At 73.6% G+C, this 25,396-nt stretch carries 22 protein-coding genes; 12 read left to right on the top strand and 10 right to left on the bottom strand.

Going from position 1 to position 25,396, the window contains the following annotated elements; translation table 11 throughout:
* Positions 1-143 precede the first annotated feature (143 nt).
* Positions 144-3,461, bottom strand: coding sequence for a condensation domain-containing protein (locus ACFYNO_RS40480; protein WP_388023601.1), 3,318 nt, complete (start codon positions 3,459-3,461; stop codon positions 144-146).
* Positions 3,462-3,659: 198 nt separating this feature from the next.
* Between ACFYNO_RS40480 and ACFYNO_RS40475 the strand changes: the two genes are divergently transcribed.
* The 7 genes from ACFYNO_RS40475 to ACFYNO_RS40445 all read left to right on the top strand — a co-directional run bounded on the left by ACFYNO_RS40475 (position 3,660) and on the right by ACFYNO_RS40445 (position 9,936).
* Positions 3,660-4,874, top strand: coding sequence for a cytochrome P450 (locus ACFYNO_RS40475; protein WP_388023599.1), 1,215 nt, complete (start codon positions 3,660-3,662; stop codon positions 4,872-4,874).
* Between the two features lie 130 nt (positions 4,875-5,004).
* Complete coding sequence (locus tag ACFYNO_RS40470) at positions 5,005-5,232, top strand: MbtH family protein (protein WP_388023596.1); 228 nt, start codon at positions 5,005-5,007, stop codon at positions 5,230-5,232.
* Positions 5,229-5,978, top strand: a complete 750-nt coding sequence (locus ACFYNO_RS40465; RefSeq protein ID WP_388023593.1) for a hypothetical protein — start codon at positions 5,229-5,231, stop codon at positions 5,976-5,978. The genes ACFYNO_RS40470 and ACFYNO_RS40465 overlap by 4 nt, the downstream gene beginning before the upstream one ends.
* 4 nt (positions 5,979-5,982) lie before the next feature.
* A complete protein-coding gene (locus ACFYNO_RS40460) occupies positions 5,983-7,515 on the top strand; it encodes an amino acid adenylation domain-containing protein (RefSeq protein WP_388023591.1) in 1,533 nt (510 codons plus the stop codon).
* A gap of 81 nt (positions 7,516-7,596) precedes the next feature.
* Positions 7,597-7,971 (top strand): acyl carrier protein, encoded by a 375-nt coding sequence (locus tag ACFYNO_RS40455; RefSeq protein ID WP_388023589.1) that lies wholly within the window; start codon positions 7,597-7,599, stop codon positions 7,969-7,971.
* Positions 7,961-9,064, top strand: a complete 1,104-nt coding sequence (locus ACFYNO_RS40450; RefSeq protein WP_388023586.1) for an acyl-CoA dehydrogenase family protein — start codon at positions 7,961-7,963, stop codon at positions 9,062-9,064. Before ACFYNO_RS40455 ends, ACFYNO_RS40450 begins: the two co-directional genes overlap by 11 nt.
* The gene (locus ACFYNO_RS40445; RefSeq protein WP_388023583.1) at positions 9,061-9,936 is read left to right on the top strand and encodes an acyl-CoA dehydrogenase family protein; all 876 of its coding nucleotides are present in this window, start codon (positions 9,061-9,063) and stop codon (positions 9,934-9,936) included. The genes ACFYNO_RS40450 and ACFYNO_RS40445 overlap by 4 nt, the downstream gene beginning before the upstream one ends.
* Positions 9,937-10,177: 241 nt before the next feature.
* Here the strand turns inward: ACFYNO_RS40445 and ACFYNO_RS40440 are convergent, their stop codons facing one another.
* Together ACFYNO_RS40440 and ACFYNO_RS40435 are read right to left on the bottom strand one after the other, a co-directional pair.
* Positions 10,178-10,474, bottom strand: a complete 297-nt coding sequence (locus ACFYNO_RS40440; protein WP_388023580.1) for an acyl carrier protein — start codon at positions 10,472-10,474, stop codon at positions 10,178-10,180.
* A gap of 49 nt (positions 10,475-10,523) precedes the next feature.
* Complete coding sequence (locus ACFYNO_RS40435) at positions 10,524-11,765, bottom strand: MFS transporter (RefSeq protein ID WP_388023577.1); 1,242 nt, start codon at positions 11,763-11,765, stop codon at positions 10,524-10,526.
* Between the two features lie 573 nt (positions 11,766-12,338).
* On the opposite strand from ACFYNO_RS40435, the gene ACFYNO_RS40430 reads away from it, so the two are divergent.
* The 3 genes from ACFYNO_RS40430 (at position 12,339) to ACFYNO_RS40420 (ending at position 18,591) form a co-directional block, all read left to right on the top strand.
* Positions 12,339-13,703 (top strand): helix-turn-helix domain-containing protein, encoded by a 1,365-nt coding sequence (locus ACFYNO_RS40430; RefSeq protein ID WP_388023574.1) that lies wholly within the window; start codon positions 12,339-12,341, stop codon positions 13,701-13,703.
* Between the two features lie 29 nt (positions 13,704-13,732).
* Positions 13,733-17,134 (top strand): amino acid adenylation domain-containing protein, encoded by a 3,402-nt coding sequence (locus tag ACFYNO_RS40425; protein WP_388023572.1) that lies wholly within the window; start codon positions 13,733-13,735, stop codon positions 17,132-17,134.
* Between the two features lie 116 nt (positions 17,135-17,250).
* Positions 17,251-18,591, top strand: coding sequence for an amidohydrolase family protein (locus tag ACFYNO_RS40420; RefSeq protein WP_388023570.1), 1,341 nt, complete (start codon positions 17,251-17,253; stop codon positions 18,589-18,591).
* Positions 18,592-18,634: 43 nt separating this feature from the next.
* On the opposite strand, the gene ACFYNO_RS40415 is transcribed toward ACFYNO_RS40420, so the two are convergent.
* Genes ACFYNO_RS40415 through ACFYNO_RS40405 form a run of 3 tightly spaced genes read right to left on the bottom strand, consistent with a single transcriptional unit; the run spans position 18,635 to position 20,939 of the window.
* Positions 18,635-19,522, bottom strand: a complete 888-nt coding sequence (locus tag ACFYNO_RS40415) for an LLM class flavin-dependent oxidoreductase (protein ID WP_388023567.1) — start codon at positions 19,520-19,522, stop codon at positions 18,635-18,637.
* An 11-nt stretch (positions 19,523-19,533) separates the two neighbouring features.
* Positions 19,534-20,445, bottom strand: coding sequence for a hypothetical protein (locus ACFYNO_RS40410; protein WP_388023565.1), 912 nt, complete (start codon positions 20,443-20,445; stop codon positions 19,534-19,536).
* A 41-nt stretch (positions 20,446-20,486) separates the two neighbouring features.
* Positions 20,487-20,939 carry a VOC family protein gene (locus ACFYNO_RS40405; protein WP_388023562.1) on the bottom strand — a complete coding sequence of 151 codons (453 nt, stop codon included), beginning with the start codon at positions 20,937-20,939 and terminating at the stop codon, positions 20,487-20,489.
* 361 nt (positions 20,940-21,300) lie between these two features.
* Here ACFYNO_RS40405 and ACFYNO_RS40400 point away from each other — a divergent pair, with 361 nt between their 5' ends.
* Entirely contained in the window at positions 21,301-21,657 is a 357-nt protein-coding gene (locus ACFYNO_RS40400; RefSeq protein ID WP_388023559.1) for a TetR family transcriptional regulator C-terminal domain-containing protein, read from the top strand.
* A 260-nt stretch (positions 21,658-21,917) separates the two neighbouring features.
* On the opposite strand, the gene ACFYNO_RS40395 is transcribed toward ACFYNO_RS40400, so the two are convergent.
* The gene (locus ACFYNO_RS40395; RefSeq protein ID WP_388023558.1) at positions 21,918-22,439 is read right to left on the bottom strand and encodes a DUF6328 family protein; all 522 of its coding nucleotides are present in this window, start codon (positions 22,437-22,439) and stop codon (positions 21,918-21,920) included.
* Positions 22,440-22,482: 43 nt separating this feature from the next.
* Entirely contained in the window at positions 22,483-22,980 is a 498-nt protein-coding gene (locus ACFYNO_RS40390; protein ID WP_388023555.1) for a flavin reductase family protein, read from the bottom strand.
* Between the two features lie 241 nt (positions 22,981-23,221).
* On the opposite strand from ACFYNO_RS40390, the gene ACFYNO_RS40385 reads away from it, so the two are divergent.
* Entirely contained in the window at positions 23,222-23,482 is a 261-nt protein-coding gene (locus tag ACFYNO_RS40385; protein ID WP_388023553.1) for a DUF4235 domain-containing protein, read from the top strand.
* A 27-nt stretch (positions 23,483-23,509) separates the two neighbouring features.
* Here ACFYNO_RS40385 and ACFYNO_RS40380 read toward each other — a convergent pair whose 3' ends face one another.
* On the bottom strand, positions 23,510-24,094 hold the full coding sequence (locus tag ACFYNO_RS40380; protein WP_388023550.1) for a CinA family protein: 585 nt from the start codon (positions 24,092-24,094) through the stop codon (positions 23,510-23,512).
* Positions 24,095-24,104: 10 nt separating this feature from the next.
* A complete protein-coding gene (locus ACFYNO_RS40375) occupies positions 24,105-25,232 on the bottom strand; it encodes an aminotransferase class I/II-fold pyridoxal phosphate-dependent enzyme (protein WP_388023549.1) in 1,128 nt (375 codons plus the stop codon).
* Between the last annotated feature and the right edge of the window lie 164 nt (positions 25,233-25,396).

The following is a 25,396-nucleotide window of genomic DNA, read 5'->3' as shown; positions in this document are numbered from 1 at the left end:
CACCACAACCCCGGGTACTCCGCGCGCCGCGGGGGCTGCGTGGGGGCCGGGGGGGCGGGGGGGGGCCCCCCCACCGGGGGCGCCCCCCCCCCCGCGGGGGGGGGGGCCCCCGGGGGGGGGGGCCCCCACGCCGATCGCGTGCCTCAGGCTCGGTCCCGGCCGACGCCCAGTGCCGACAGGAGAACGTCCGGGTCGGCGACGATGCCGGCCAGCACCGTCAGGTACTCCTCCACGGCCTTGGTGACGGTCCCCCGGTCGTACCGGGCGACCGGGAAGTCCAGGATGCCGGTGATCCCGCCCGGCTCGCCGTCCCCGGCCCAGTGCTCGGTCAGCGTCAGGTCCAGATCGAGCTTGGCGGCCACCCCGGGCACGATCTCCGTGCGCACCTCCAGGCCGGGCGCGCTGAAGGCGAGCGGCGCATGGTGCTCCAGCGCGAACCCGACCTGGAAGAACGGGTTCCGGGTGGCCGATCGGGGCGGGTTGAGGTCCTGCACCACCTGGTCGAAGGGCAGGTCCTGGTTCCGGAAGGCCGCGACGTCAGTGTCCCGCACCTGCTGGAGGAACCGGCGGAACGGGACGTCCTGCGACAGGTCCGACCGGAGGACGAGGGTGTTGGTGACGAATCCCACCAGCTCGTCGAAGGCTTCGTCCGGCCGGCCGGCCACCGGGGTGCCGATCGGGAGGTCGGTGCCCGCGCCGAGCCGCGCGAGCAGCACCGCGTAGCCCGCATGCAGCACCATGAAGAGCGTCGTGCCCGTCTCCCGCGCGACGCGGGCCAGGCCGCGGTGGAGTTCGCGGTCCACGGACACCGGGACCGTTCCGCTCCCGGAGGCGGCCGTGGCCGCTCCCGGGAGGTCGGGCGGGAGCGTCACCTCGGTCGGCAGGTCCGCCAGTTCCCGGCGCCAGTGGTCCAGCTGACGGCCGGCCGTCGAGTCCGGGTCGGCCGGATCGCCGAGCACCGCCAGCTGCCAGACGGTGTAGTCCGCGTACTGCAGCGGCTCGCCGCCCGTCCACCGGGGCGCCTGCCCGGTGCGGCGGGCGTCATACGCGGCGGCGAGGTCCGTCAGCATCGGTGCGATGGACCCGCCGTCGCTGACGATGTGGTGCATCAGCAGCAGCAGCACGTGCTCCTGCGGGCCGACCTCGACCAGGTGGGCCCGGAGCAGCGGTCCCTCGTCCAGCCGGAAGACGTGCGCCACGTAGCCGGCCAGCAGGTCCGCGAGGCCACCCTCGCCGCACCGGGCCCGCCGCAGTTCGACCTGTGCCTCCGGTGCGGCGAGGGTGTGCTGGTACGGCTCGCCGAGGTGGTCGGGGAAGACCGTGCGCAGCGCCTCGTGCCGCCCGATCACGTCGTTGAGCGCGTGGCCCAGGGCCTCCGCGTCCAGCTCGCCCCGCAGCCGCAGGCCCAGCGGCACGTTGTAGGAGGCACTCGGTCCCTGGATCTGGTCGAGCATCCACAGGCGCAGCTGAGCAGGCGCCAGGGGCAGCGGGTCGGGGCGGGGCACGCCCCGCTGCGGCACGAGCCGGGTCCGCCGGGTCGCCTGCCGGATCAGGGCGTCGAGTTCCGCCACGGTCGGCGCGCGGAAGACCGAGCTGAGGTCCAGCTCGACGTCGAAGAGCTTGCGGACCTGGCCGGCCACCCGGACGGCCATCAGCGACTGACCGCCGAGGTCGAAGAAGTCCTCGTGGATGCCGACCGATTCGACGCCCAGGATGTCGGCGAAGATCCCGCAGAGGACCTGCTGGTCGGCGGTGATCGGCTGTGCGGGGCCGGTCCGCGGGGCGGTCCGGGCGGGTTCCTCGGCCGGGTGGCGGGGAGCGAACTCGATCCAGCCGTCGGCGCGCCGGCGCGCGGTGAGCCCGGTGGGCCCGGCCGGGAGGTGGAGTTCGCCGAGCACCCCGGGCGGCGCCAGGCGGTGCTCGGAGTCCAGGATCCGGATCGCCCGGCCGCTCCCGCCCGAGGGGGCGTAGCGGATCCGCCGTCCGGGACGCTCGTCCAGGAGTGCGACCAGGGTGTCGACCGGGGGCAGTTCGCCCTCGATGGCCAGGTCGCGCGGGTCCGCCGACGGGGCGCCCTGCCCGACGGCTTCGGCCGGTACCTCGCCGAGCAGCAGCGGCCGTTCCCGGTCCAGCACGAGGTCGGGGTCGCGGATCCGGGCACCGGGGTCGGCGGCCAGCGCCGTCAGCAGGACGAGGAACCGCTCGGCGACCGCCTGCGCGGACCGCTCGTCCCAGAGGTCGGCGGCGTAGATCAGGTGGCCCTTGACGCCGGCCGGGCTGCCGTCCGGCGCCCAGGTCTCGGCCAGGTCGAGGTTCAGGTCGAACTTGGCCGAGTGGAGGTCGATGCTCCCCACCTGCTCCATCTCCACGGACAGCCCGGGGAAGCGCGGTTCGGCGGGCTCGAAGCTCTGGACGACCAGCATCGTCTGGAACAGCGGGTGCCGCCCGGGCCGGCGCTCGGGGGACACCGCGTGCACGACCTGCTCGAACGGGACGTCCTGGTGGTCGAACGCGTCCAGGTCGAAGTCCCGTACCCGCGCGATGAGTTCCCGGAAGTCGGGATTGCCGGACAGATCGGTCCGCAGCGCCAGGGTGTTGACGAAGAATCCGACCAGCTCGTCGAGCGACCGGTCCACCCGGCCCGCGGCGACGGTGCCCACGGGGATGTCCTCACCCGCTCCCAGCCGGTGCCAGAGCGCGGCCAGTGCCGCGTGCACGACCATGAACAGGGTGGCACCGCACTCCTGGGCGATCTCCCGCAGCCGGCGGTGCAGTTCGGCGTCCGTGGCAACGGGGACGGCGCCTCCCCGGTAGCCGGCGCGCTCCGGCCGGTCCCGGTCCGCCGGCAGCGTGAGTTCCACCGGCAGGCCCGCCAGCGCCGAGCGCCAGAAGTCCAGTTGACCGGACATCAGCGAGGACGGGTCCTCGGCCGAGCCCAGCACCTCGCGCTGCCACTGGGCGAAGTCGCCGAACTGCACCGGCAGCGGCTCCCAGTCGGGTTGCGCCCCCGCCCGGCGGGCCGCGTAGGCCTGGGCGAGGTCGCGCATCAGCGGACGCACCGACCAGCCGTCCACCACGATGTGGTGGAGCACCAGCTGGAGCACGTGCCGCTGCTCCGAGACCCTGAACAGGGTGACCCTGACCGGTGGTTCGCGGGCCAGGTCGAACACTCGCCGGCAGTCCGCCGCCAGTTTCCCGGCGTCCTCGCCGGGCAGCTCCGCCACCCGCAGCCGGACCGAGTCGACGGCTTCGACGCTCTGGTACGGCGTGTCGTCCTCGGCCGGGAAGCTCGTCCGCAGCGCCTCGTGCCGCGCGACCACGTCCGACACCGCCGCGTCCAGCGCCGCCACGTCCAGCGGTCCGGCGATCCTGGCCCGGACGACGGTGTTGTAGGTCCATCCGGTGCGCTCGAAGCGGTCCAGCAGCCAGAGCCGGTGCTGGCCGAACGAAACAGGAATCACAGGTGCCCTCCCGGTGTCGGCGTCCGCGCCGTTTCCTCCGAAGCTAGGTGGCGGGTTACCCGAAAGCGGCACTCCGTGCGGCAGGAGTGCGGCGAAACTCCCCGCCGCTGGGGCAGCTTCGGCACTCCCCCGGACCGGCGGCGGACATCGCGGAGATGATCCCGATGAATCCGCCGCGGACGAACCCGGAAGGACGTCATGCAACCCCAGCAGCTGCCCGAGGTCCTGGACCTGACGAGCGAACTCTTCCACGTCGACCAGTACGCGACCTACCGGGACGTTCTCGAGCAACGGCCGGTCACCAGGGTGCGCTTCCACGACGGCACCTTCGTCTGGCTGGTCAGCCGGCACGACGACGTGCGGGCCGCGCTGGGCGACGCGCGGCTCAGCAACGATCCCGCGAAGAACACGGCCCTCGACCTCGCGGCGGCCAAGCGCATCCCGGCGGACGTCGCGGAGTACTTCCACCGGAACATGTTCCGCAGCGACGAGCCGGATCACGGGCGGCTGCGGAAGTTCGTCTCCGGGGAGTTCACCATGCGGCGCATCAACGCGCTGCGGCCGCGCATCCGGGAGATCACCGGGGAGCTGCTGGACGGCTTCGCCGGCGACCGCCGCGCCGATCTGGTGAACGCCTTCGCCTACCCGCTCTCGCTGACCGTCATCTGCGAACTGCTGGGCGTGCCCGAGGAGGACCGCGAGGACTTCCGGACCTGGGCCCGGCACGTCGTGGTCAGCAACCCGGCGCTCCAGGAACGCCACGCCTCCTCGTACCGCGACCTCTTCCGGCTGGTCCGCGGCCTGGTCCGCCGCCGGCAGGCGGAGCCCGGCCCGGACCTGCTGTCGGCGCTGGTCGGGGTGCGCGACTCCGGGGACCGGCTCTCCGAGGCCGAGGTGGTCTCCATGGTGTTCCTGCTGCTGGAGGCGGGCGTCGAGACCACGGTGAACATGCTCGGCACGGGGGCCTTCCTGCTGCTGAGCCACCCTGAGCAGCTCGCCCGGATCCGTGCCGACGGCGATCTCATGGCCCCGGCCGTGGAGGAGGTCCTGCGGTACATGGCGCCGATCGAGATCGCGACCCGGCACGCACTGGAGCCGCTCGAGATCGGCGGTGTGCGGATCGCCGCGCACAGCACCGTCATGCTCAACCTGGCCGCCGCCAACCGGGATCCGGCCCGGTTCGCGGACCCGCAGTCCTTCCGGATCACCCGGCGGGAGGGCAGCCACCTGGCCTTCGGGCACGGCATCCACTTCTGCCTCGGCGCCGCTCTGGCCCGGGCCGAGGCGGACACCGCCTTCACCCTGCTGCTGAGCCGCCTACCCGGCCTCGAACTGGCCGTCCACACCGAGGAGCTGATTTGGCGTCAGGCCTTCCTGCGCGGCCCGGTCCGCCTTCCGGTCAGCTGGCGGTGACCGGGTCCCCGGGCGGCACCGAGCTGCCGCCAGGCCGCCGCCGACTCTGCCGGTCCGGCTCCGCGCGGACTCCTACGGTCGTGAGGCGTCGTACCCGACCGCAGGCCCGAGACACCCGAGGTGTGAATCCATGAGCGCTCTCTTCGACGATGCGGACGGCGAGTTCCTCGTCCTGGTGAACGGGGAGCGGCAGCACTCCCTGTGGCCCGCAGGCATCGACGTGCCCGCGGGGTGGGAGCGGACGCACGGCCCGGACACCCGGCAGAACTGCCTCGACCACGTCGAGCGCCACTGGACCGACCTGCGCCCGGCCTCACTGGTCGCGGCCGTCGAGCGGGCCGCGGCGGACCCGGCGTGACCGACGCCGCCACGGTCCTCGCGCTGGAGTTCAAGGGCGTCGGCGAGCGGGCGGACTTCGCCTTCCTCCGCCAGTCCGGCGGCCCGGCCGAACTTCTGCGCGTCGACCCCCTGGTGCACCACCTCGACCGGCCGCTCACCCTCGCCGAGCACGCCCGGCTGCTCGGCGGCCATCGGTCCGGGCCGCCCGCGCTGGTGCTGGCGTACTGCGGCACCGCCGCGCTCGCCCTGCACGTCGCCGCGTTGACCGGCGCGCCCTCGGTGCTGGTGGACCCGTACCCGGTGACGGCCGAGGACATGCGCCGGGACTTCGCCGGGCTCTGCGCCTCGGCGGGCGTCGAGCCGGCCGGCCAGGTGCTCGCCGCCGAGCCCGACCCGGCCGCCTGGGCCGCCGAACTGTGGCGTGCGCGCGACGGGATGGCGGCCGAGCACGGCGGTGACGAGGTCGCCTACGAGCTGGTCGACGACATGCTGGACCGCTACCGCTCCTGGCTGCGCTTCCTCCAGGCCAGCCGGTGCGCCGAGCCGGCCACGACCGCCGCACCGGTGGTCGCGATCACGGCCAGGCCGGAGCCCCGGCTGGAGCTGCTGCTCGCCGACCCGTCCCGCGCCGAGCTGCACCGGGTCGGGCCGCACCGGACCGGGGCCGCGATCGCGCTGCTCGACTCGCCGGAGGTCCGCCGCCTGCTGACCGAACTGGTCGACCGGTACGCCCCGCGGGCCGCCGGACCACACGAAGGAGCGTGAGCCCTTGCAACGCGTCCCGGAAACCGGCGCCGGCACCCTGCACGCCCTGATCGAGGCGGCGGCCGCCCGGGTACCCGATGCGGTCGCCGTCAGCGCGCCCGACGAGTCGGTGGGTTACGCCCGCCTGGTGGCCCGGGCCCAGCGGCTCGGCCGGGACCTGGTCCGGGCCGGCGCCCGGCCGGACACCTTCGTCGGGGTCGCCGTGGACCGCTCCGCGCAGGCCGTGGTCGCCCTGCTCGGCGTCCTGTTCGCCGGCGCCGCGTACGTGCCCATCGCCACCGACCTGCCAGCGGAGCGGGTCCGGCAGATCGCCTCCGACGCGCGGCTGCGGCTGGTGACCGGCGTGGACGCCTCCGTGGCCGAGGCGGCGGGCGCGGTCTTCGTCCCGGTCGACGGCCCGTCGGGTGCCGCCGGGGCGGAGGCGTTCCAGCCGCCCCGGATCCATCCCGACCAGGCGGCCTACGCGATCTTCACCTCGGGTTCCACCGGACGCCCCAAGGGGGTGGTGATCTCCCACCGGTCGGTGGTCGGATCGACCACGGCCCGGTTCGGCGTCTACCCGGAGCCCTCCGCCTACGCCGTACTCGCGCCGCTCTCCATCGACGCGGCGGCCGCGGGGCTCTACCACACCCTCGCGCTGGGCGGCCGGGTGGTGCTGCCCGGCGAGGAGGAGATCCGCGACCCGCAGCTGCTGGCCGACCTCCTGACGGCCCAGCGGATCAGCCACCTGGACGGACTGCCCTCGCAGTACGCCGCGCTGCTGGGCTTCCACCCGGCGGCCGCCGCGGGGCTGCGCTGCGTCATCCTCGGCGGCGAGGCGCTGCCCCATCCGCTGCTCCGGCAGCACCTCGCCGAGGTGCCGCAGGTCGAGCTGCACAACGAGTACGGCCCGACCGAGAGCACCGTCTGGGCCACCACGCACCGGTGTACCGGCGCCGACACCGGCCCGCGGCTGCCGATCGGCACCGCGGTCGCGGGCCTGCGTGCCGAAGTCCTCACCGACGGGCTCGAACCGGCCGCGCCCGGCGAGACCGGTGAGATCTGGCTCTCCGGCCCCGGCCTGGCCCGCGGCTACCTGGCGCGGGCCGCGCTGACCGCGGAGCGCTTCACCGCCTGCCCCGATCCGCGCCGCCCCGGCGAGCGGATGTACCGCACCGGGGACCTGGGGCACATCGACCGGGCGGGCCGGCTGGTCTACCACGGCCGCTCCGACCACCTGGTCAAGGTGCGCGGCCACCGCGTCGAACTCGGCGAGATCGAGGCCCGGCTGCTGGCCCACCCCGAGGTGCTCGACGCCGTCGTGGTCCCGCACAGCGGCCTCACCGGCGTCCGACTGGTGGCCGTGACGGTGCTCGCCCCAGCGGCCGCTGCGGGCGCCGGCGAGCTGTCGGCCTTCGCCGCGCGCCGGCTGCCCGCCTACATGCTGCCCGCCCTGTGGCGCCGGGTCGACGCGCTGCCGCTGACCGCGGGCGGCAAGGTCGACCGGCTGCGGCTGCAGGCCGAGGCGACCACCGTGGGTTCGGCGCTGCGCGCCTGATCCACCGACCATCTGGACAGTCCCACCGGGCCGACCCGGGCCCGTCCGGGACGCGGACCGAAGAAGTGGAGTCCCACCCGCATGAACGACCGTGCCGAGGACCTGAACCCGGACCCGCTGGACGGGGCGCAGCCGAGCGGCGTGGACAGCGATGTTCCCGCGCTGGTGCTGTCCCTCGCCAACGAATTGCTGGAGCGCACCGACGTGGACCCGGCCGAGGACTTCTTCCGGACCGGGGGCGACAGCATCCTGGCGATGCACCTGGTCGGCCACCTGTCCCGCCGGACCGGACTGCGGCTGCGCGTGTCGCTGCTCTTCAACCACCCGGTGCTGTCGGACTTCGCCGAGCAGGTCGAGCAGCAGCGGGCACGGCAGCGGGCGGGGGCCGACGCCGGGCCCACCGGTCCGCTGGCCGCCGCGCTGAGCGCTGCGAAGGGTGCCGCCAGTGCGACGTGAGCTGGAGCCGAGCCAGGCGGCCGTGGTCGCCTCGGTCAACGACGTGCTCGACGGACTCGGCCCGGACGCCGACTTCCGGGCGGCCTTCGCCGCGCTCGGCGCCGAACGGCTGCTGGCGGTGCACTACCCCGCCGAGTTCGGCGGCCGGGGTCTCAGCCTGGCCCACCACGCGGCGGTGTCGGAGTGCCTGGGCCTGCGGGGCCTGCCGGACGTGGCCCATCTGATCACCGTTCAGGGCGTCGGCTGCCCGCTGCTGGTCTTCGGCACCGCGGCCCAGCGCCGGCGCTGGCTGCCCGAGATCGCCGCCGGCCGGCTGCTCGCCAGCCTGCTGCTCTCCGAGCAGGGGGCCGGCAGCGACCTGACCCGCATCACGACCACGGCGGTGCCCTGTGCGGACGGCTGGGAGATCAGCGGCCGCAAGTCCTGGAGCCTGCTGACCCCGTGGTCCGGGATCGCGCTCTGCTCGGTGCGCACCGGGCAGGACGGCAGCCGGTACGACGGCATCTCGCTCTTCCTGGTCGACCTGGGCGATCCCGGGGTGCGGATCGAACCGGCCCCGCGCGCCGCGGGCGAGCCCTACTACACGGTGACCCTGGACCGGGTGCACGTGACCGCTGACGCGCTTGTCGGCGAGCTGCACCGGGGCTGGGCGCTGCTGCCCACGGTGATCGGCTTCGAGCGGGGCGGCTTCGACTACCTCACCCGCGCGCAGTCCTGGCTGGCCGCCGCCGGCGCGGCCTTCACCGACCTGCCCGCCGCCGACCGCGAGCCGCTGGCCGGGGAGTTCGTGCGCTGCGAACTCCTGGTCGAGAACGCCCGGGCGCTCGCCTACCACGCCGCGGCCGACGCCGACGGCCTGGAGTCGGACGAGATCGTCACCGCCTACGCGAAGCTCGCCAGCGGCCTGGCCGCGCAGGCCGTCACCCGGTGGGCCGCCGAGGAGTTGCTCGGCGCCGGCCCGGACGGCCCGCACCGGGCGGCGCTGCGCGCGGCGGTGGCCGAGGCGCCGGAGCTGACCGTCTCGGGTGGCGCGCAGGAACTCCAACTCGACCTCATTGCGGGAGACCTCGTGATCGGCAGGACCATCCGGTGAACCTCGGACTGGACGGCGCACAGCGGCAACTGGTCGACGCCGTCGCGAAGAGCGAGGCGGCGGCGGCCCCCGGGGCCTCGGGCTGGGAGGTCTTCGACGCCCTCGGCCTGGCGGACCTCCTGGTGCCGGAGCCGGGCGGCCGCCCGCTCCTGGGCACCCTGGAATGGTGCCTGGTACTGGAGGAGTTGGGCGCGGGCTGCCGCTCGCACGCGGAGATCCGGTCGGTCCGCACCTTCCTCGACGTCTTCGCGGCGGACGGGCGGCCGGCGGCGGCGGCGTTCCGGGCCTGGGCCGCCGGGCAGCGGGCCATGCCGGCGGCCGACGGCGTCCTGGTCCGGCGGACGGCCGGAGGCGGTTGGCGGATCGCCGCCGCGCTGCCGTCCATGTCCGGGGCACTGACCGGCCCCGTCGGGCTCGACCCGACCGCGGCCCGCGCGGTCGACGACCGCGAGCTGCTGGTACTCGCCGCCTACGCCTGCGGAGTGGCCCGGCAGTGCCTGGAGTCCGCGCAGCAGCGGGCCGGCCGGCGGGTGGTGGCCGGCCGACGGCTGCTGGAGCACCAGGGCACCGGGCACCGCATCGCGCGGTGTGCCGTCGACCTGACCCTCGCGCGAGTCGGGCTCTGGCGGGCAGCCCTGGGCGAGGACACCGGCGAGCGGGCCGGGCACCGCGCACCGGCGGCGGCAGCAGCCTGCCTGTCCGCGGCGCTGGACTGCGCGGACGCGGTGGTGCAGGTGTTCGGGGCGGCCGGCACCAGTGATCCGCACGTCGTGCGGCTGTTCCGCGCCGCCGGTGCGCTGCCGGGCGAGCTGGGCTCCCCGCGCCGGCTGTGGCACGAGGCCGGCGAGCGCCGGCTCGCGCTGCCGATCTGACAGGCCGTCGGGGGGGGGGGGCCCCCGGGGGGGGGGGGGGGGGCCCCCCCCCCGCGCCGGGGGGCGGGGGGGGGGGGGGGGGGGGGGGGGGGGGGGGGGGCGGGGGGGGGGCGGGGGGGGGGGGCGCCCCCGGGCGGGCGGGGCCCGGGGGCGGGCGCCCCCGGCCCCCCCCCCGCCCCCGCCGGGGGGGGGGGGGGGGCCCCCCGGGGGGGGCCCGGGGGCCCCCCCCCCCGACGGCCTGTCAGAGACCGGTGGCGTTCCCGGCGTGGCGCTTCGGCAGCGCCGCCGCGGGGGGCGCCTGGGCCACCCGATCAGCGAGCCCGGCGACCGTGGGTGCGTCGAAGACGTCGGCGACGGCCAGCTTCACCTGGAGCCGGTTGCGCACCCGGGCGGCCAGCCGGATGGCGAGCTGCGAGTTCCCGCCGAGGTGGAAGAAGTCGTCCTCCGGGCCGACCTGCTCGGGCGTCAGCTCCAGCAGTTCGGCGAAGAGTTCGCGCAGCGCGGCGGCCGCGGCGGGGGCGGGGGGCTCGGCGGTCATGTCGGTTCTCTCCCGGGGTCGGTCGGACGGACGGTGGAACGGGCGGGGATCAGTCGAGGACGGGCACGGGCACCCGCTCGGGGGTGAACGCGGAGGAGGTGATGCTCCGCCAGGCGGCCGGCGTCAGCAGGGACATCGCGGCGAAGGCGATCCAGAACGGCCCGGTGATGCCGAGGCCGCGGGCGACGAAGCCGCCGGCCAGCGCGCCGATGGCGCCGCCGCCCATGCTGAAGAGCATGTAGACGCTGTTGATCCGGCCCCGGAGCTCGGCGGGCGTGGCCCGCTGCCGGAGGGTGACGCCCAGCACGCCCCAGATCGCGGCGTGCGCGCCGAAGAGCACCATGGTCACCATGGCCACCCCCGGCGACCGGGTCAGCGCGAGCACCAGGTGGGTGAGCGTCTCCACGACCAGCCCGCACCGGAGCAGGGTGACCGAACCGAACCTGGCCATCAGCCGCCCGACCACGGCGGTACCGGCCAGGCCACCCACGGCCATCGTCGCCAGCAGGACGCCGTAGCCGACCCCGGTCAGTCCGAGGCGCTCGCGCGCGTACAGCACGTAGATCGCGTAGGTGCCGCCGTAGGTGAGGTTCATCAGGGCCATGGTCACCGCGAGCATCCGCAGCGCCTGGTGGTTCCACAGCCACCGGCATCCCTCGGCCATCTCCTGCCAGACCGACGGGCGCGGCGCCGGATCCGCCACCGGGGCGGCGGCCTCCTGTGGTCGGAGCCGCACGGAGAAAACCAGCAGCGAGCCGAGTGCGAAGCAGACCGCGTCCACGCCGAACGGCACGGCGGCCGCGACCGCGAAGAGCCAGCCGCCCAGCGGGGGGCCGCCGAACTGGCTGCAGGCCATTCGGACTCCGGAGAGGCCCGCGTTGGCCCGGGGCAACACGTCGTCGTCCACCACGGCCGGTAAGAACGCCTGGCCTGCGTTGTCGGACAGGGTGGCACCGGTACCGATCAGGAACACCGCCGCGAAGACGACGGGGACGGTCGCCCAGCCCTGCCAGACCAGCACGGCGAGTCCGCCCATCACCGCGGTGCGCAGGATGCTCACCGCGCCGATGATCATCCGGCGGTCGAGGCGGTCGACCAGCACGCCGCTGAAGAGCGAGAACAACAGCCAAGGCAGTTGCTGCGCGAACGCGGCCCCGGCGACGACGGCCGGGTCGTGGCTGATACTCGCCATCAGCAACGGGCCGGCCGCGACCGTGACCCCGTCCCCCAGGGCGGACGCTCCGGAAGCCAGCCAGAGTTTGGCGTAGCCACGATTGAAAAAGATATTCATGAAGATGTGATCATACTAGTCGAATCGCCACTAGGGGTGGGTTTCGGACAGCCGCCGCAGCGGGCTCCGGGCGGCGATTGCCATGTTTCGTAACGCTAGCCGCGGGGCTCCTGGCGCAGCGGCACTTTCTGCGGCAGTTGGAGCGGCAGCCATTCGCGGCCCACGATGTCCTGCCCCCACCCCACACTTGGCAAGCACATGATGATCAACATGACAAGTAGCGGTCCACGATTTGGACACTAGGGACACAGAGGATAGCGGCGCGGCCGGACCGGGAATACCAGCCCTTGCGCAGCCGGGAATGGCCGCATACCGTGACGGTGCGCGGACGGATCAGGTGACTTGCGCAGGGAGCGGTGGCAGGGGCAGGGGTTCAGGGCCGAGCGGGCAGCGCTGCGAATAGCGGGATTCCGCTGTTTCCTACAGGGGGCTGGTATTTGTCCGAGACTTTATCCGATCGCTTCTGACAAGTTTTTCGTAGATTACGCTGGCCCATCGACCAGCCGCCGCAACACAAACACTTCCTGCCTGTCATTGAGGTCCGGGACGCACTGAATCCGTCGCTTCGATTCGGTGCACAACGGGGCGCACAATATTTGGAGGCTGGCAAAAATCGTGGCTACTCACACATCGAATTCACGGTTCAGTGTCCTGTTGCGGAATGCTCGCAAGCGCGCGGGGATGACCCAGCGGCAGCTCGCGGAACTCTCCACCGTCAGCGTCCGGGCCATTCGCGACCTGGAGCTGGAGCACACCCAGGCGCCCCGCACCCAGACGATCGCGCTGCTGGCCGACGCCTTACGCCTGGGCACGGCCAGGCGGGCGGAACTGGAGGCGGCGGCCGGGCTGGCCACCAGAGAATGCCTCCTCGAACTCGCGACGCCGCCGGCCCCGCTGGGGTCGCTGGTCGGCCGGCAACGGGAGACGGACTCGCTGACCGGCCTCCTGGTCTCCTCCGGGCACCGATTGGTCAAAGTGGTCGGACTGCCCGGGGTGGGCAAGACCCGGCTGATCCAGAAGGTCGCGAGCGATCTGCACCGCAGCGGGCGGTTGCCCGTCATCTACCTCGACCGGGACGCGCCGGCCTCCGGCGCCCCGCAGGAGGCGGCCCGCGGGCTCGTCGCGCGGATCTCCGGACTGCTCAAGTGCGAGCCCGCGCTGGAAGCGGTCACGGATGCCATCGCCGCCAATGACGCCCTGCTCGTCGTGGACGGCGCGGACCTCGACGAGGACGGCGAGTTGGCGCTCCGTCTGCTGGTCCGCCGCTGCCCCGGACTGCGGGTGCTCTACGAGACCCGCGAAACCCCGCTGACATCGAGCGACACGGTATTCTCGGTGCCGCCGCTGGCCGTGCCCGACCGGGCACCGCAGGAGGCCCGGGCCAAGGCGCTCGCCGAATTCCCCTCGGTGCAGTTCATGGTCGCCCGCTGCGCGCAGCTCTACCCGGAAATCGGATTTGCCCAGTCCCTCGCCGCCATCGCCGACATCTGCCGGCATTTGGACGGCATTCCCTCCGCGCTCGAATCCGCCGCCTCCTGGTTGCTCGTCTACGAACCCGCCCAACTCCTGGACGTCGCCGCGCGATCGCCGCTGATGCTCACCTCCTCCTCGGCCTCCACCGGCGACAGCTCGCTGACCGCCTGGCTGCGGGCGACAGTGGCCTCGCTGTCGGCGGAGGACGCCGAAGCCCTGCGGGAGTTGGCCGAGGCCGGCGCGTGCACGCTGGAGGAGGTGGTCGGCGTGCTGCGCAGCACTCCGCCCGACGCGCTGCGCTCCATCCACGTGCTGTTCTCCCGCGGGCTGGTGCGGCGGGCCGGCGCGGCCGCGGATGACCGGCCGCGGTTCACGGTCCTCAACCTGGTGCGGCACCTGCTCCGGTGCGACGGCGAACCCGCGCGGAGCCGGGTGGAGCAGCACACCGCCTCCGGTCCGGCATAGCCGCACACAGACGAGAAGTGAGGGAGAGTATGAACGAGGACACACCACGGGACCGCGCTCCGTTGAGCTTCGCCCAGCACGGTGTCTGGTTCCTGGAGCGATTCGAGGGCCCGGGCCCGCAGTTCACCGTGCCGTACGCGGTGCGGCTGACGGGCCGACTGGACCGCGGTGCGCTGCGGGCGGCCGTGGACGACCTCGTCTCCCGGCACGGGGCGCTGCGCACCTGCTACCTGGAACTCGACGGCGTTCCCGTGCAGCAGGTGGTCGAGGCCCGGGTGGCGCTGCAGTTCGAGCGGGTCGGGGCGGGCGGACTCCCGGACCGGCTCCGCAGCCTGGTCGGCTACCGCTTCGACCTCGGCCGCGAGGTGCCGCTTCGGATCTGGCTGCTCCAGGTCTCGGCGGAGGACCACCTGCTGCTCTGGCTGACCCACCGGATCGCGCTGGACGCGGCCTCGTTGGGGCTGCTGGTCCGGGACCTGGGCACCGCCTACCGTGCGCGGCTCCGGGACGCCGCACCGCAGTGGCCGCAACTCCCGTCGGATTACCTGGACTTCGCGTGCTGGCAGCGCGATCTGACGGCAGCCGGGCCGCTCACCGCACGGGTGCGGGAGCGGGCGCGGGCCCTCGCGGGGATGCCGGACGAGCTGGGCCTGCCCTACGACCGCCCCCGGCCGGCGGCCCCGTCGCACCGCGGCGAGCGGCTCCGGTTCCGGGTCGGCGCCGAACCGCACCGCAGGCTCGTGCAGTTGGCCGCGGAACAGGACGGCACCCTGTTCCAGGTGGTCCAGTCCGCGGTGGCGGTGCTGCTCCACAAGGTCGGCGGCGGCGAGGACATCCCGCTCGGCATCCTGGCCGAGGGCCGCCCCGAGGCGGTGCCGGCGGACCTGGCCGGCCTCTTCGCCAACCAGCTGGTCCTGCGCGCGGACCTCTCCGGCGACCCGGCCTTCGCGGAGCTGCTCGCCCGCGTGCGCCGGGCCGACCTCGAGGCCCGGGCCGCGCTCGACGTCCCGTTCGAACTCCTGGTGGCGGAGGTCGATCCGCCACGCTCGGTCTCCCGCCACCCGCTGTTCCAGGTCCTGCTGACCATGCCTCCGAGCCTCCCGCCGGTCGACCTGCCCGGCCTGGCGGCCCGGCCGCATCCGGTCCCGGACACCGCCGCCCGGTACGACCTCACGGTCGAGGTGGACGAGCACCACGGAGCGGACGGCGCGCCCGGCGGCATCGAGCTGTGCCTCGGCTACCGCACCGACCTGTTCGACCGGAGCACGGCACAGGAGCTGGGCGACCGCCTTCTCCGGGTGCTCACCGCCGCCGCCGAGGACCCCCGCCGCAGGCTCAGCCGGATCGACGTGCTCGCGCCCGCCGAACGGCACCGGCTGCTGGTCGAGTGGAACGACACCGCCTTCGAGGTTCCCCCCGTCACCCTGCCCGACCTGCTGGAGCGGCAGGCCGCCCGCACCCCCGGCCGGCCCGCCGTGCAGATGGGCGACACGGTGCTCAGCTACGCCGAACTCAACGCCCGGGCGAACCGGTTGGCCAGGTACCTGATCGCCCGTGGAGTCGGCCCGGAGGCGGTGGTCGCGCTGACCATGCCGCGCTCGGTCGACGCGATCGTGGCCCTCTGGGCGACCCTCAAGGCAGGCGGCGCCTACCTGCCGATCGACCCGAGCTACCCCGCTGAGCGCATCGACTACATGCGGGCGGACGCCGCGCCGGTGCTCACCCTCTCCGGTCCGGTCGCGACCGGCCACCTCCCGGCGACGGACCTCACCGACGCCGACCGCACCGCCCCGCTCCGGCCGGAGCACCCGGCCTACGTCATCTACACCTCCGGCTCCACCGGCAACCCCAAGGCGGTGGTCATGCCGGGCCGGTCGATGGTGAGCATGCTCGTCGGGTACCAGGACACCCTGACGCCGGGCCGGATGGCGCAGTTCTCCTCGCTGAGCTTCGACTCCTCCGCCTTCGAGATCCTCTTCGCCACCACCAGCGGCGGCTGCCTGGTGGTACCGCCCGAGGAGGTGCGGCACGACGCGGACCTGTTCGCCCGGTGGCTGGCCGACCACGACGTCCACGACATGACCCTGCCGAACCTCGTGCTCGACGCGCTCTGCGAGGTCGCCGAACGCACCGGCCTGGAGCTCCCGGAGCTGCGGATGGTCGCCCAGGGCGGTGAGGCCCTGACCCTCTCGCCCCGGCTCAGCACCTTCTTCGCCCCGCCGCGGCGCCGGCTCGACAACTACTACGGCCCCACTGAGACGCACCTGGCGATCGCCCACTCGTTCCCGCCGGAGGTGGCCGACTGGCCGGCGGAGCCCCTGCTCGGCCGGCCGACCGGCAACATGCGCGGATACGTGCTCGACCAGCGGCTGCAGCCCGTGCCGGTCGGGGTGGTCGGCGAACTCTTCCTGGCCGGCGAGCAGCTCTCGCGCGGCTACCTCAACCGCCCGCAGGCGACGGCCGCCCGCTTCGTCGCCAACCCGTTCGACGGGCCCGGCAGCCGGATGTACCGGACCGGCGACCTGGTGCGCTGGCGCGCCGACGGCCACCTCGTCTTCCTCGGACGGGTCGACCACCAGGTGAAGATCCGCGGCTTCCGGGTCGAGCTGGGCGAGATCGAAGCCGTCCTGCGCGGCCACCCGGGCGTCTCGCAGGCCGCCGTACTCGCCGTCGAGGACCGTCCCGGCACCAAGCGCCTCGTCGCCTACGTCGTCCCGGAGCGGGGGTCGCTCGACGTCGCCGAGCTGCGGGCCCGTGCCGCCGGGACGCTACCGGACTACATGGTGCCGTGGGCCTTCGTCCAACTCGACGAAATGCCGCTCACCCCCAACCGCAAGCTGGACCGTGAGGCCCTGCTCAGGCACACCCACCGCGACTCCGGCCCCCGCGCCCCCGGCACCGCCCTGGAGGAGCTGATCCGCGCGGCCTACGCCGACGTGCTCGCCGCCCCGGACGTGCGGATCGACGACGACTTCTTCCGGCTGGGCGGCAGCTCCCTCAACGCCCTCCGGCTGGTCAGCCGGATCGGCGCGGTGGCGGGCACCGAACCGCCGGTGCGGCTGCTGTTCGAGAACCCCACCCCGGCGGGGCTGGCCGCACTGCTCTCCCGAACCGGCGCCGTCCCGGGCGGCACGAAACCGAACGGTGCCCCTGGCACGACTCCCGAGAGGTCCGGGCCCGGGTCGCGGGTCGGCGCGCTCTGCGAGCTGTTCACCGAGATCCTCGGGTGCGACCCGGTCTCCGCCGACGACGACTTCTTCACCCTCGGCGGCCATTCGCTGCTCGCCTCCCGCATGCTCAATCGGATCCGGGAGGACTTCGGGGCCGAGGTGGGGCTGAAGTCGCTGTTCGAGCACCCGACTCCCGCCGGCCTGGCCGGCGTCCTTGAGAGTGCCCGGCCGGCCCGCCCCGCCCTGCGAGCGCGCCGGTAGGGCCCGGCTCCCGCCTCTGGATATGCCGCTGTTCTGCCGCGCAAGGTTCCCGGCGGTCCTGATCGCCGCACATAGTCTCGGACTGCCCCACGGCCCGAATAGCGATGGAGGAACCGATGCTTGACCAGCGGCGCATCCTTGTCCGGGGTGGACAGCTCGTCACCATGGACGAGGCGGTCGGCGACCTGCCGGCGGGTGACCTGCTCATCGAGGGCGACCGGATCACCGCGGTGCGGGAGCGCGTCGACGCCAGCGTGGACAAGGTGCTCGACGCGACCGGCATGATCGTGCTCCCCGGCCTGGTCGACACCCACATCCACCTGTGGCAGACCGTGCTGCGCGGCCTGGCCTCCGGGCTGTGGACCGGCGAGTACTTCGAGCGGGTCCTGCCGTACCGCCCGCGGTTCAGGCCCGAGGACCTGTACGCCGGCGGCTTTGCCGGCGGACTGGAGCTGCTGTCCAACGGCGTGACCACAGCGGTCGACTTCTGCGACTGCATCGGGTCGCCCCAGCACGCCGACTCTGCCGTCGCCGGGATGGCCGCGGCCGGTGTACGCGGCCTGCACGCCTACAGCGTGCGCTCCAACGCCCCTGGCACCTTCGCCTCCCCGGAGCAGCGGCTCACCGACGCCGCCCGGCTCGCCGGCGAGATGGCCGCCCGGGGCGAGGGCCGGATCGGGCTCATGCTGGCGATCAGCGACGTGGGCACGGTCGACCCGGCGACCAGCGTGCGCGAGGTGGCACGGGCCCGCGAACTCGGCCTGGGCATCACGATGCACGCCAACACGCCCGGCCAGGTCACCGCGATGCACGAGGCCGGTCTGCTGGGCGAGGACCTGGTCCTGGTGCACTGCAACGTGATCACCGACGAGGAGTTGGACCTGCTGGCGCAGGCCGGTACGGCGCTGTCGGTCACGCCCGGTCTGGAACTCGCGTTCGGCGCCTCGTTCACCATGCTCGGCCGCGCGCTGCGGCGCGGCGTGCGGACCGCCTGGGGCACCGACATCCCGAGCTTCACCAACGCGGACCTGTTCGCCCAGATGCGCCTGGCCTACCACGTGCAGGGGTACCTGGACGGCACCTCCGAACGCGCCGAGGGGCGCTCCGGGCGCCGGCGCCCGGGCATCCCCACCCTCACCCCGCGCGAGGTGCTGCGGCTCGCCACGATCGAGGCCGCCCGGGCGATCGGGCTGGCCGACCGGATCGGCTCGCTGACTCCCGGCAAGCAGGCGGACGTCGTGCTGCTGCGCCAGTCGGAGTTCGGTGCGTCGCTGGGCGATCCCGCCGCCACCGTCCTGCTGCAGGGCGGGGTGCAGGACGTCGACACCGTGCTGGTCGGCGGTCGGGTGCGCAAGCGGCACGGCCGTCTGGTCGACGACCGGCGCCCTGCCGAGCTCATCGAGGCCGCCCGGGCGCACGTGCTGGCCCCGGATCCGGTCGTCAGCCCGGCACGATGACCGCGCAGTCGTCCGGCTCGGCCCACGGCCGAGCCGGACGGTCTCACGGCCTGCTCTTCCCCAGGTGCGGGGAGACTGCCTCCAGGATCGCCTCGCTGCCCTGGTACGGGAACTCCTCCCGTGGCCAGTGCACCACGAGGTCGGTGAAGCCGATCTCCGCGAACCGGCCCGAGGCGTCCAGGAAGGACTCGGAGGACTCCATCACGCCGCCGATCATGGCGCCGGTGAGCACCAGCCGCCGCACGGTGCCCGGATCGCGCCCGATCCGGTCGCAGGCCTCGTCCAGCGCCTCCGACTGCTTCCGGAACAACGGGATCAACTGCTCGTACGACTGGGGTTCGAAGGTCCCCGCCGTGCCGGCCGTCACCCAGGTGTCGGCGTACCGGGCGGCCACGGCCATGCCGCGCGGCCCGGTCGCGGCCACCGCGAAGGGCAGGCGGGGTCGCTGCACGCACCCCGGGTGCAGGTGCACCTCGTGCGCCGTGAAGTGGGTGCCCCGGTAGGAGGTCTCCGGCGAGCGCAGCAGCAGGTCGGTCAGCTCCACGAACTCGGCGAACCGCTCTGCCCGGGCGGACGGCCGCAGCGGGGCGGCGCCGGTCGCGGCGTCGTCGAAGGCACCGGTCCCCGCGCCCAGCCCGCAGATGATCCGGCCCTCGGAGATGTCGTCGAGCGCCATGAGTTCCTTGGCGAACGTCACCGGATGACGGAACGTCGGGCTGGCCACCATGGTGCCGAGTCGGATCCGGGAGGTGGCCGCCGCGGCCGCCGTCAGCGTCGGGACCGCTCCGAACCAGGGCTTCTCCCGCAGCCACCGCCACATCAGATGGTCGTAGGTCCAGGCGTGGTCGAAGCCGAGCTGCTCCGCCCGGGTCCACCTCGGCTTGGCCTCGGACCAGCGCCGGTCGGGAAGGATCAACACTCCGTACCGCATTCCGCCCCCTGTCACACCGACTCCAACTGGGCCCCGACCACATGGCTGTCCGCCCCGGCCGCGTGCACCGCGAGCCGCAGCAGGATGCCGAACAGATCGCGCTCGCTGTCGAGCACGCCCGGCTCGCGCAGCTCGGCCGGCCGGTCCTCGACCTCGGCCGCACCGTACAGTCCGTTGGCCCGCAGGTCCGCGGCGACCGCGTCGAGCCGCCGGAGCAGCTGCACCACGACCTCTTCCTGGGTCTGCGGCAGGCGCACGGTCAGGAAGTAGTTGTCGTACAGGGTCCCCAGCATCCACTCGCTGCGCACCTCGGTCCGGGTCGCCGTCTGCAACAGCGAGCGCCCGTCCGGGACCAGCCGGGCGGCGACGCCGGCATGGATCGTGTGGTGCAGGGCCACTTCCCGCCGGAGCCGGTCGTCCGCCCACCCGGGCAGGCGCCGTCCCCGGAACAGCGGGCGCAGCACGGTGAAGTCCGGCGCCCAGGTGCCGCTGAACCCGGGGTGCTGCAGGAACATCGACGGCCTGATCAGATCCCCGTAGACCTCGCGGGAGCACGAGCTGGTGTACAGCAGCATCGCGCAGTAGCCGCGCACGTAGGCCGCCATCGCGGCCAGCGCCTCGGCTCCCGGCCCCTCGGGCGCCCGCGCCGCCGCCTGCACCTGCTGTCCCAGTAGCCGCCAGAGCAGGAACGAGACCTGATGCCCCGTGATCCACCGGAACCAGTACACCTGGGTGTCCGCGCTGCTCGGCCCGTCCTCGGGCAGTGCGCCGGTCGCCGCTGCGCGCAGCAGGTTCGGCGCCAGCGGTTTCAGCTCCGGCCCGCGGGCCGACGGCACCGGCGACGCCGCGTCGTCCGCACCGAGCGGGGGCGGCAGCAACAGGGGTTCCAGGCCGTAGGCGTAGTCACCGAAGTTCCAGTCCACTGGTGTCCCCGGCCCGGCGGCCGCTCGCCCATAGCCGACGTTCATGAACCGGTCGGCAGATAGGTGAACTCGAACTCCAGACCGTTGGTGTCGTAGGCGTAGAAGCTCTGGACCCCGGCCTCGTCGATCACGATCTCGGTGGGCGGATCCTGCCGGGCGAACGCGTACGCCCCCGAGTCGAACAGCTCGACCCAGCGGTCGCGCCACCGGGTGAGTTCCTGGGGGGACCCGGTCGCCATGCAGAGGTGCTGGAACTGCGCGGTGTTCCCGCCCGGCAGCCGGCCGTCCTGGCCGGTGCGCTCGAACAGGTGCAGCCGGAAGTCCCCGACCTGGACCTCGGTCAGGCGGGTGATGCCCGGGAGCCGGCTGAGCGTCAGGTCCGAGAATCGGTCCAGCGTCCACTGCTCCTCGGCACCGAAGTAGTCCCGGTACCACGCCAGACAATTGGTCAGATCGGCCGTCTGTACGGCGAGGTGATGGAAAGCGGGCATCATTCCCCTGTCCTGGGCGTAGCTGTGGTCGGAATCGCTGGGTCGCCTCTGCGACGGCGGCCTCCTCCCGCGGGCTCCACCCGGAGTCGCGGCCGCCGTCCGTACGCTGAGCCTTCGCCTCGGCAGGTCCCGTGACCCGCATCGGGATCTCCCTGCGGACCGGCCGCGAGCGTCTCCACTCTAGGAACCGGTACTCCCCGGGATGGGCGGTATCTGCGGCAGAGCAGCGGCAGCCTGGAACCCCGCGGTCCGCGCGCGGGCCGCGGCGACCGCGAGTATCGGAGCCTGCCCCGTCCCGCTGCCTGCGCGGGGTGCTGATGCCGGCCACCGCGGTGGCCGCCCGGCTCGGCGACCAGGCATACCGGTGAAAATTGCCTCAGTCCAGAAAGACCTGGACTGGGTCGTCGCGGTCGATTCGACGCTCTGCCAGGAGTTCACCGCGCTGGCGCTGCGCGACCCGGAGCTGCGGGAGATCATGTGCGAGCTCCAGTACGACGTGGAGCGGACCGCCGCCGACATCCTCCGCTCGCTGGCCTCCCAGCACGGCATCGAACTGGCCGTGCCGGCCGAGCAGGTGGCACCGCTCTTCCTGGCCGGCGTGGACGGCCTGATGGCCCGTTACCTGGTGCTCCGGCAGGACGGCCAGAACCCGGGTCAGGAGACCCTTCCCCTGCTGGACGCCCTGGTGAACGGGGTCCTGACGATCTGCCTGGGTAGCTAGACGAGCCGTTCCGGAGTCGGTCGGGGTCGCCGGTCCTGCCCGGCTCCCGCGGGACGAGCGCGGGGCGGGCCCGCCACGCCTCCGGGCACCGCGTCGGATCAAGGCGGTAGCGACTGCCCCCGCACCCAGGACGGCAACTCTGCTCGCGGCGACGCGCGGGGAGCGGTGGAGCGACCATGCGCCGGTGACGGTGGAGAACGGCGGCTGAGCGGGTCGTGCTGAGCGCGCGGGCCCCGGGCGAGGGCCCGCGCGCTCAGCGCTCAGCGTTCCGTGCCGCGGCGCTGACGGGCGGCGGTTCGACTCAGCACGACCTGGGGCAGGACCAGCCAGGCGGTGGTGAACCAGAGCAGTACTGCGGCGCTGAGGAACCATGCGACGGGCGCGTCACCCGTGGCGGTGCGCAGGAGAAGCAGAAGGGCCGCGGTGATCGTCAGGGCCAGGGTGACCAGCCCGGTGGCGATGAGCCGGCCGGCGACGTGGATCAACTCCGGCTTCATGCCGTGCCCGGCGAGGAAGCGGTGGAAGGCGACGGGTGCGACGAGCGCTCCGGTGGCGATCGCGCCCAGGACCACGGTTGCGTCGTAGAGGTTCTTGTCGAAGCCGGACAGGGCGGCGAAGCGGGGGGTGAAGGCGACGCTGAGCAGGAACCCGAACAGGATCTGTGCACCGGTCTGACACACGCGTACCTCTTGGAGCATCTCGCCCCACAGCCGATCCGCCCGTTCCTGCGGCGTTTCGTCGCGGCCGCTCCCGGGCGCGTCCTCACCGCTGCTCGATGTCACTGGTGCTCTCCTGTCTCGTCTCCCTGCCGGCGCCCGGTTCTCTTCATGCGGGGTGTCCGGCGTCGATGTCCTTGACGTCCTGGAAGCTCAGCGAGCCGCTACCCGCTGCGGCCTCGGTCTCGGCCTCGGTCTCGGTCTCGAGAGGCTCCAGGAGGAATCCCACGTGGTCGCCCCAGTCCGCCCGGTCGAGCACCCGGCCGGCGAACCAGGCCATGGCGCCCGCCAGCACCGGGACTCCGTACGGCCCCGCCTCCCACGCGGCGAGCGCGAACTTGTCGACGTCGTCACCCGTGCGGCCGCCGAACAGCTCGGCGAGGTCGTGACGGCGTGTCGGGAGCAGATGGACCACCAGTACCGGGGAGCGCGACGCGACGGCATAGGTATGGTTCGCCTTGGAGATCCACACGGCGAACCGGGGCGGTTGGATCGAGCACTGGCCGGCGAAGCCGACCAGGCACCCCGCGTGCTCCTGTCCGTCCGTGGCGGTGACGACGTACACCGGGTAGTCCAACAGCGCGGCGAATGGATCGAATTGGCCCATGGTGCTGCTTCTTCCCTCGGATCGGGGAGCTATCGCAGGCAGTTCCCCGCCCTCACGGGACGGCCGGCTGCCTTGATCGCGTCTGTGGTCATGTCCGCAAGCTACGTCCCCCGGCCCCCTGCCGCCTCCGGACTGCGACCCGGCCGGTGGTTCCGCCGGTCCGGAGGATTGCATGCCTGCGCCACGGACAGACGCACCGTAGCCGCCAGGCATGGTGGTCACGCCAACGGAGGAGGCCGCAATGGTGAAGATCCTTTACAAGCCCCTCGGCTTGCTGTTCGGCGTCCTCGGCGGGGTGATCGCCGGTGCCGTGTTCCGGCGCCTGTGGGCTCTCCTCGGTCATCAGGACAGTGCGCCGCAGCCCACCGACGAGGACCGCACGTGGACAGAGGTGCTGACTGCCGCTGCCCTCCAAGGGGCGGTCTTCGCCCTCGTCAAGGCGGTGGTCGACCGGAGCGGAGCCGTGGGCACCCGCCGTCTGACGGGGACCTGGCCCGACTGACGGGCGCGGCGACCGCCACAAGCCGCCTCACGGCGCCCTGGGTGCTTCGCCCGGGGGCCGTAGGAGGCCGTGGAGCAGACGGAGGGCGGCCAGGACAGTGCGCTCCTCGACGTCTTCCCGGCAGCCGGGGACGGGGCCGGGAGCTGCCGTGACCGTCCCGTGCGGGGTGGCGGCGGCGACATAGACCGTGCCGACCGGCTGACCGTCCTGCGGTGCCGGTCCGGCGACGCCGGTCGTGGCGAGGGCGTACGTCGCTCCGGTGGCAGCGCGGACGCCTTCGGCCATCTGGGCGGCGACATCGGGATGCACGGCCCCGTGCTCGGCGAGGAGCCCGCTGTCGACATCGAGCAGTTCGGCCTTGAGGTCGGTGTCGTAGGCGACGATCGCGCCCAGGAACGCCTGCCCGGCACCGGGCGCGTCCGCGAGGACCGTGGCGAGCCGCCCGGCGGTCAGTGATTCCGCGGCGGCGACGGTGTGCCCGGCCGCGGCCAGAGCCGCGGTGATCTGCCGAGCCAGAGCACCGGCGGAGTCCGGTTCCGACCGCCCGGTGCCGACCTGCCACCGCGTGTGAGGCGCCGGATCAGGTGGGGGGAGGTCGGGGCGGTGCGGCATCGTCGAAGCGTCAGGTCTGGACGGCGACGCGCACGGTGTCCAGGGCGGGGTCGGCGCTGTCGGGGATGAGCATGCCCGCCTCGAGTCCGCTGCGCAGGTAGTCGAGGACGTCGTCGGTGAGGCGTTCGCCCGGCACGGCGGCGGGGATGCCGGGCGGATAGGGGGTGAGCATCTCGGCGGCGATCCGGCCGGCGGCCTTCTCGAGCGGCACCTGTTCGGTGGGGCCGAAGAACGCGTCGCGCGGCAGCAGCGCCTGCTCCAGCCGTAGGTCCCACGGGTCGGGGATGTGGACGCCCGGCGCCGGGCGCAGGTCTTCGGCGATTCGGGCGAGTTCGGTCAGGCCCCGGAGGAGCCGGTCGGTGGTGGTGGAGTCGTCGGCGTGGGTGAGCTGGGCGCTGATGCGGCGGTGGTCGCAGATGTGCAGGGTCAGCTGGTGGTGGGAGCGCAGCCAGTCCCCCGCACGGTAGCCGGTGGTGCCGAGGGCGGAGACGTCGACGACGACACTTCTGCGGCCCGCACCTCGCCGCCGACCTAGGTGCGCGCCCCAGGCCTCGTCCACGATCAGCGGCTTCCCGTGCTCGTGGCACACCTCGGCGATCGCTTCCAGGTCGGCACACGTCCCGTAGGGGGTGGGCGAGGTGACCAGCACGCCGGACACGTCCGGGTGCCGCGACAGGGCGGTACGGAAGGAGTCGGCGGACGGCGGGTGTGCCAGGTGCAGGCGGCCGTCCCACTGGGGATCGACCCAGACCGGGCGGATGCCGGCCAGGATCAGCCCGGCGACGACGGACTTGTGGGCGTCCCGGCCGACCAGGAGTTCCTCGTGGGGGCCGGCGACGGCGAGCATCGCGGCCTTCACCGACAGGGAGCTGCCGCAGGTGGAGAAGAACGTGTGGTCGGCGCCGACGGCTTCGGCCATCAGCTCCTGGGCGTGCTGGAGGATGCCGCGGGAGTCGAGGCGGTCGTCGAGGCCGCCGGTGGCCAGGACGTCGGCGCGGAAGAGGTCGGCGCCCATGACTTCGAGGACGCGTGGGTCCGTGCCGCGTCCCTGCTTGTGGCCGGGCGGGGTGAAGGTGGTCAGCGGGTTGGCGTGGAAGGCGGCGAGCGCTTCGAGTACCGGTGCCTGCGACTGGTCCATGGCGGGCGTCTGCCCGACGTCCCAGGGAGAAAACAGGGCGCCGCGCGGGGGCCGGGGCGGCCCGCCCCCGCCCCCCCCCGCCCCCCCCCCCGCCCCGCCCAACGACGCACCCCGGCGCGCGGGACCCCATGCCCCCGGGGGGTAATGGAACCTGCCCCGCCCCC

This window comes from Kitasatospora sp. NPDC006697 (genome assembly GCF_042869935.1).
Lineage (GTDB): Bacteria > Actinomycetota > Actinomycetes > Streptomycetales > Streptomycetaceae > Kitasatospora.
The sequence above is the reverse complement of the archived record's forward strand: the minus strand, read 5'-3'. Positions and strand labels throughout refer to the sequence as shown.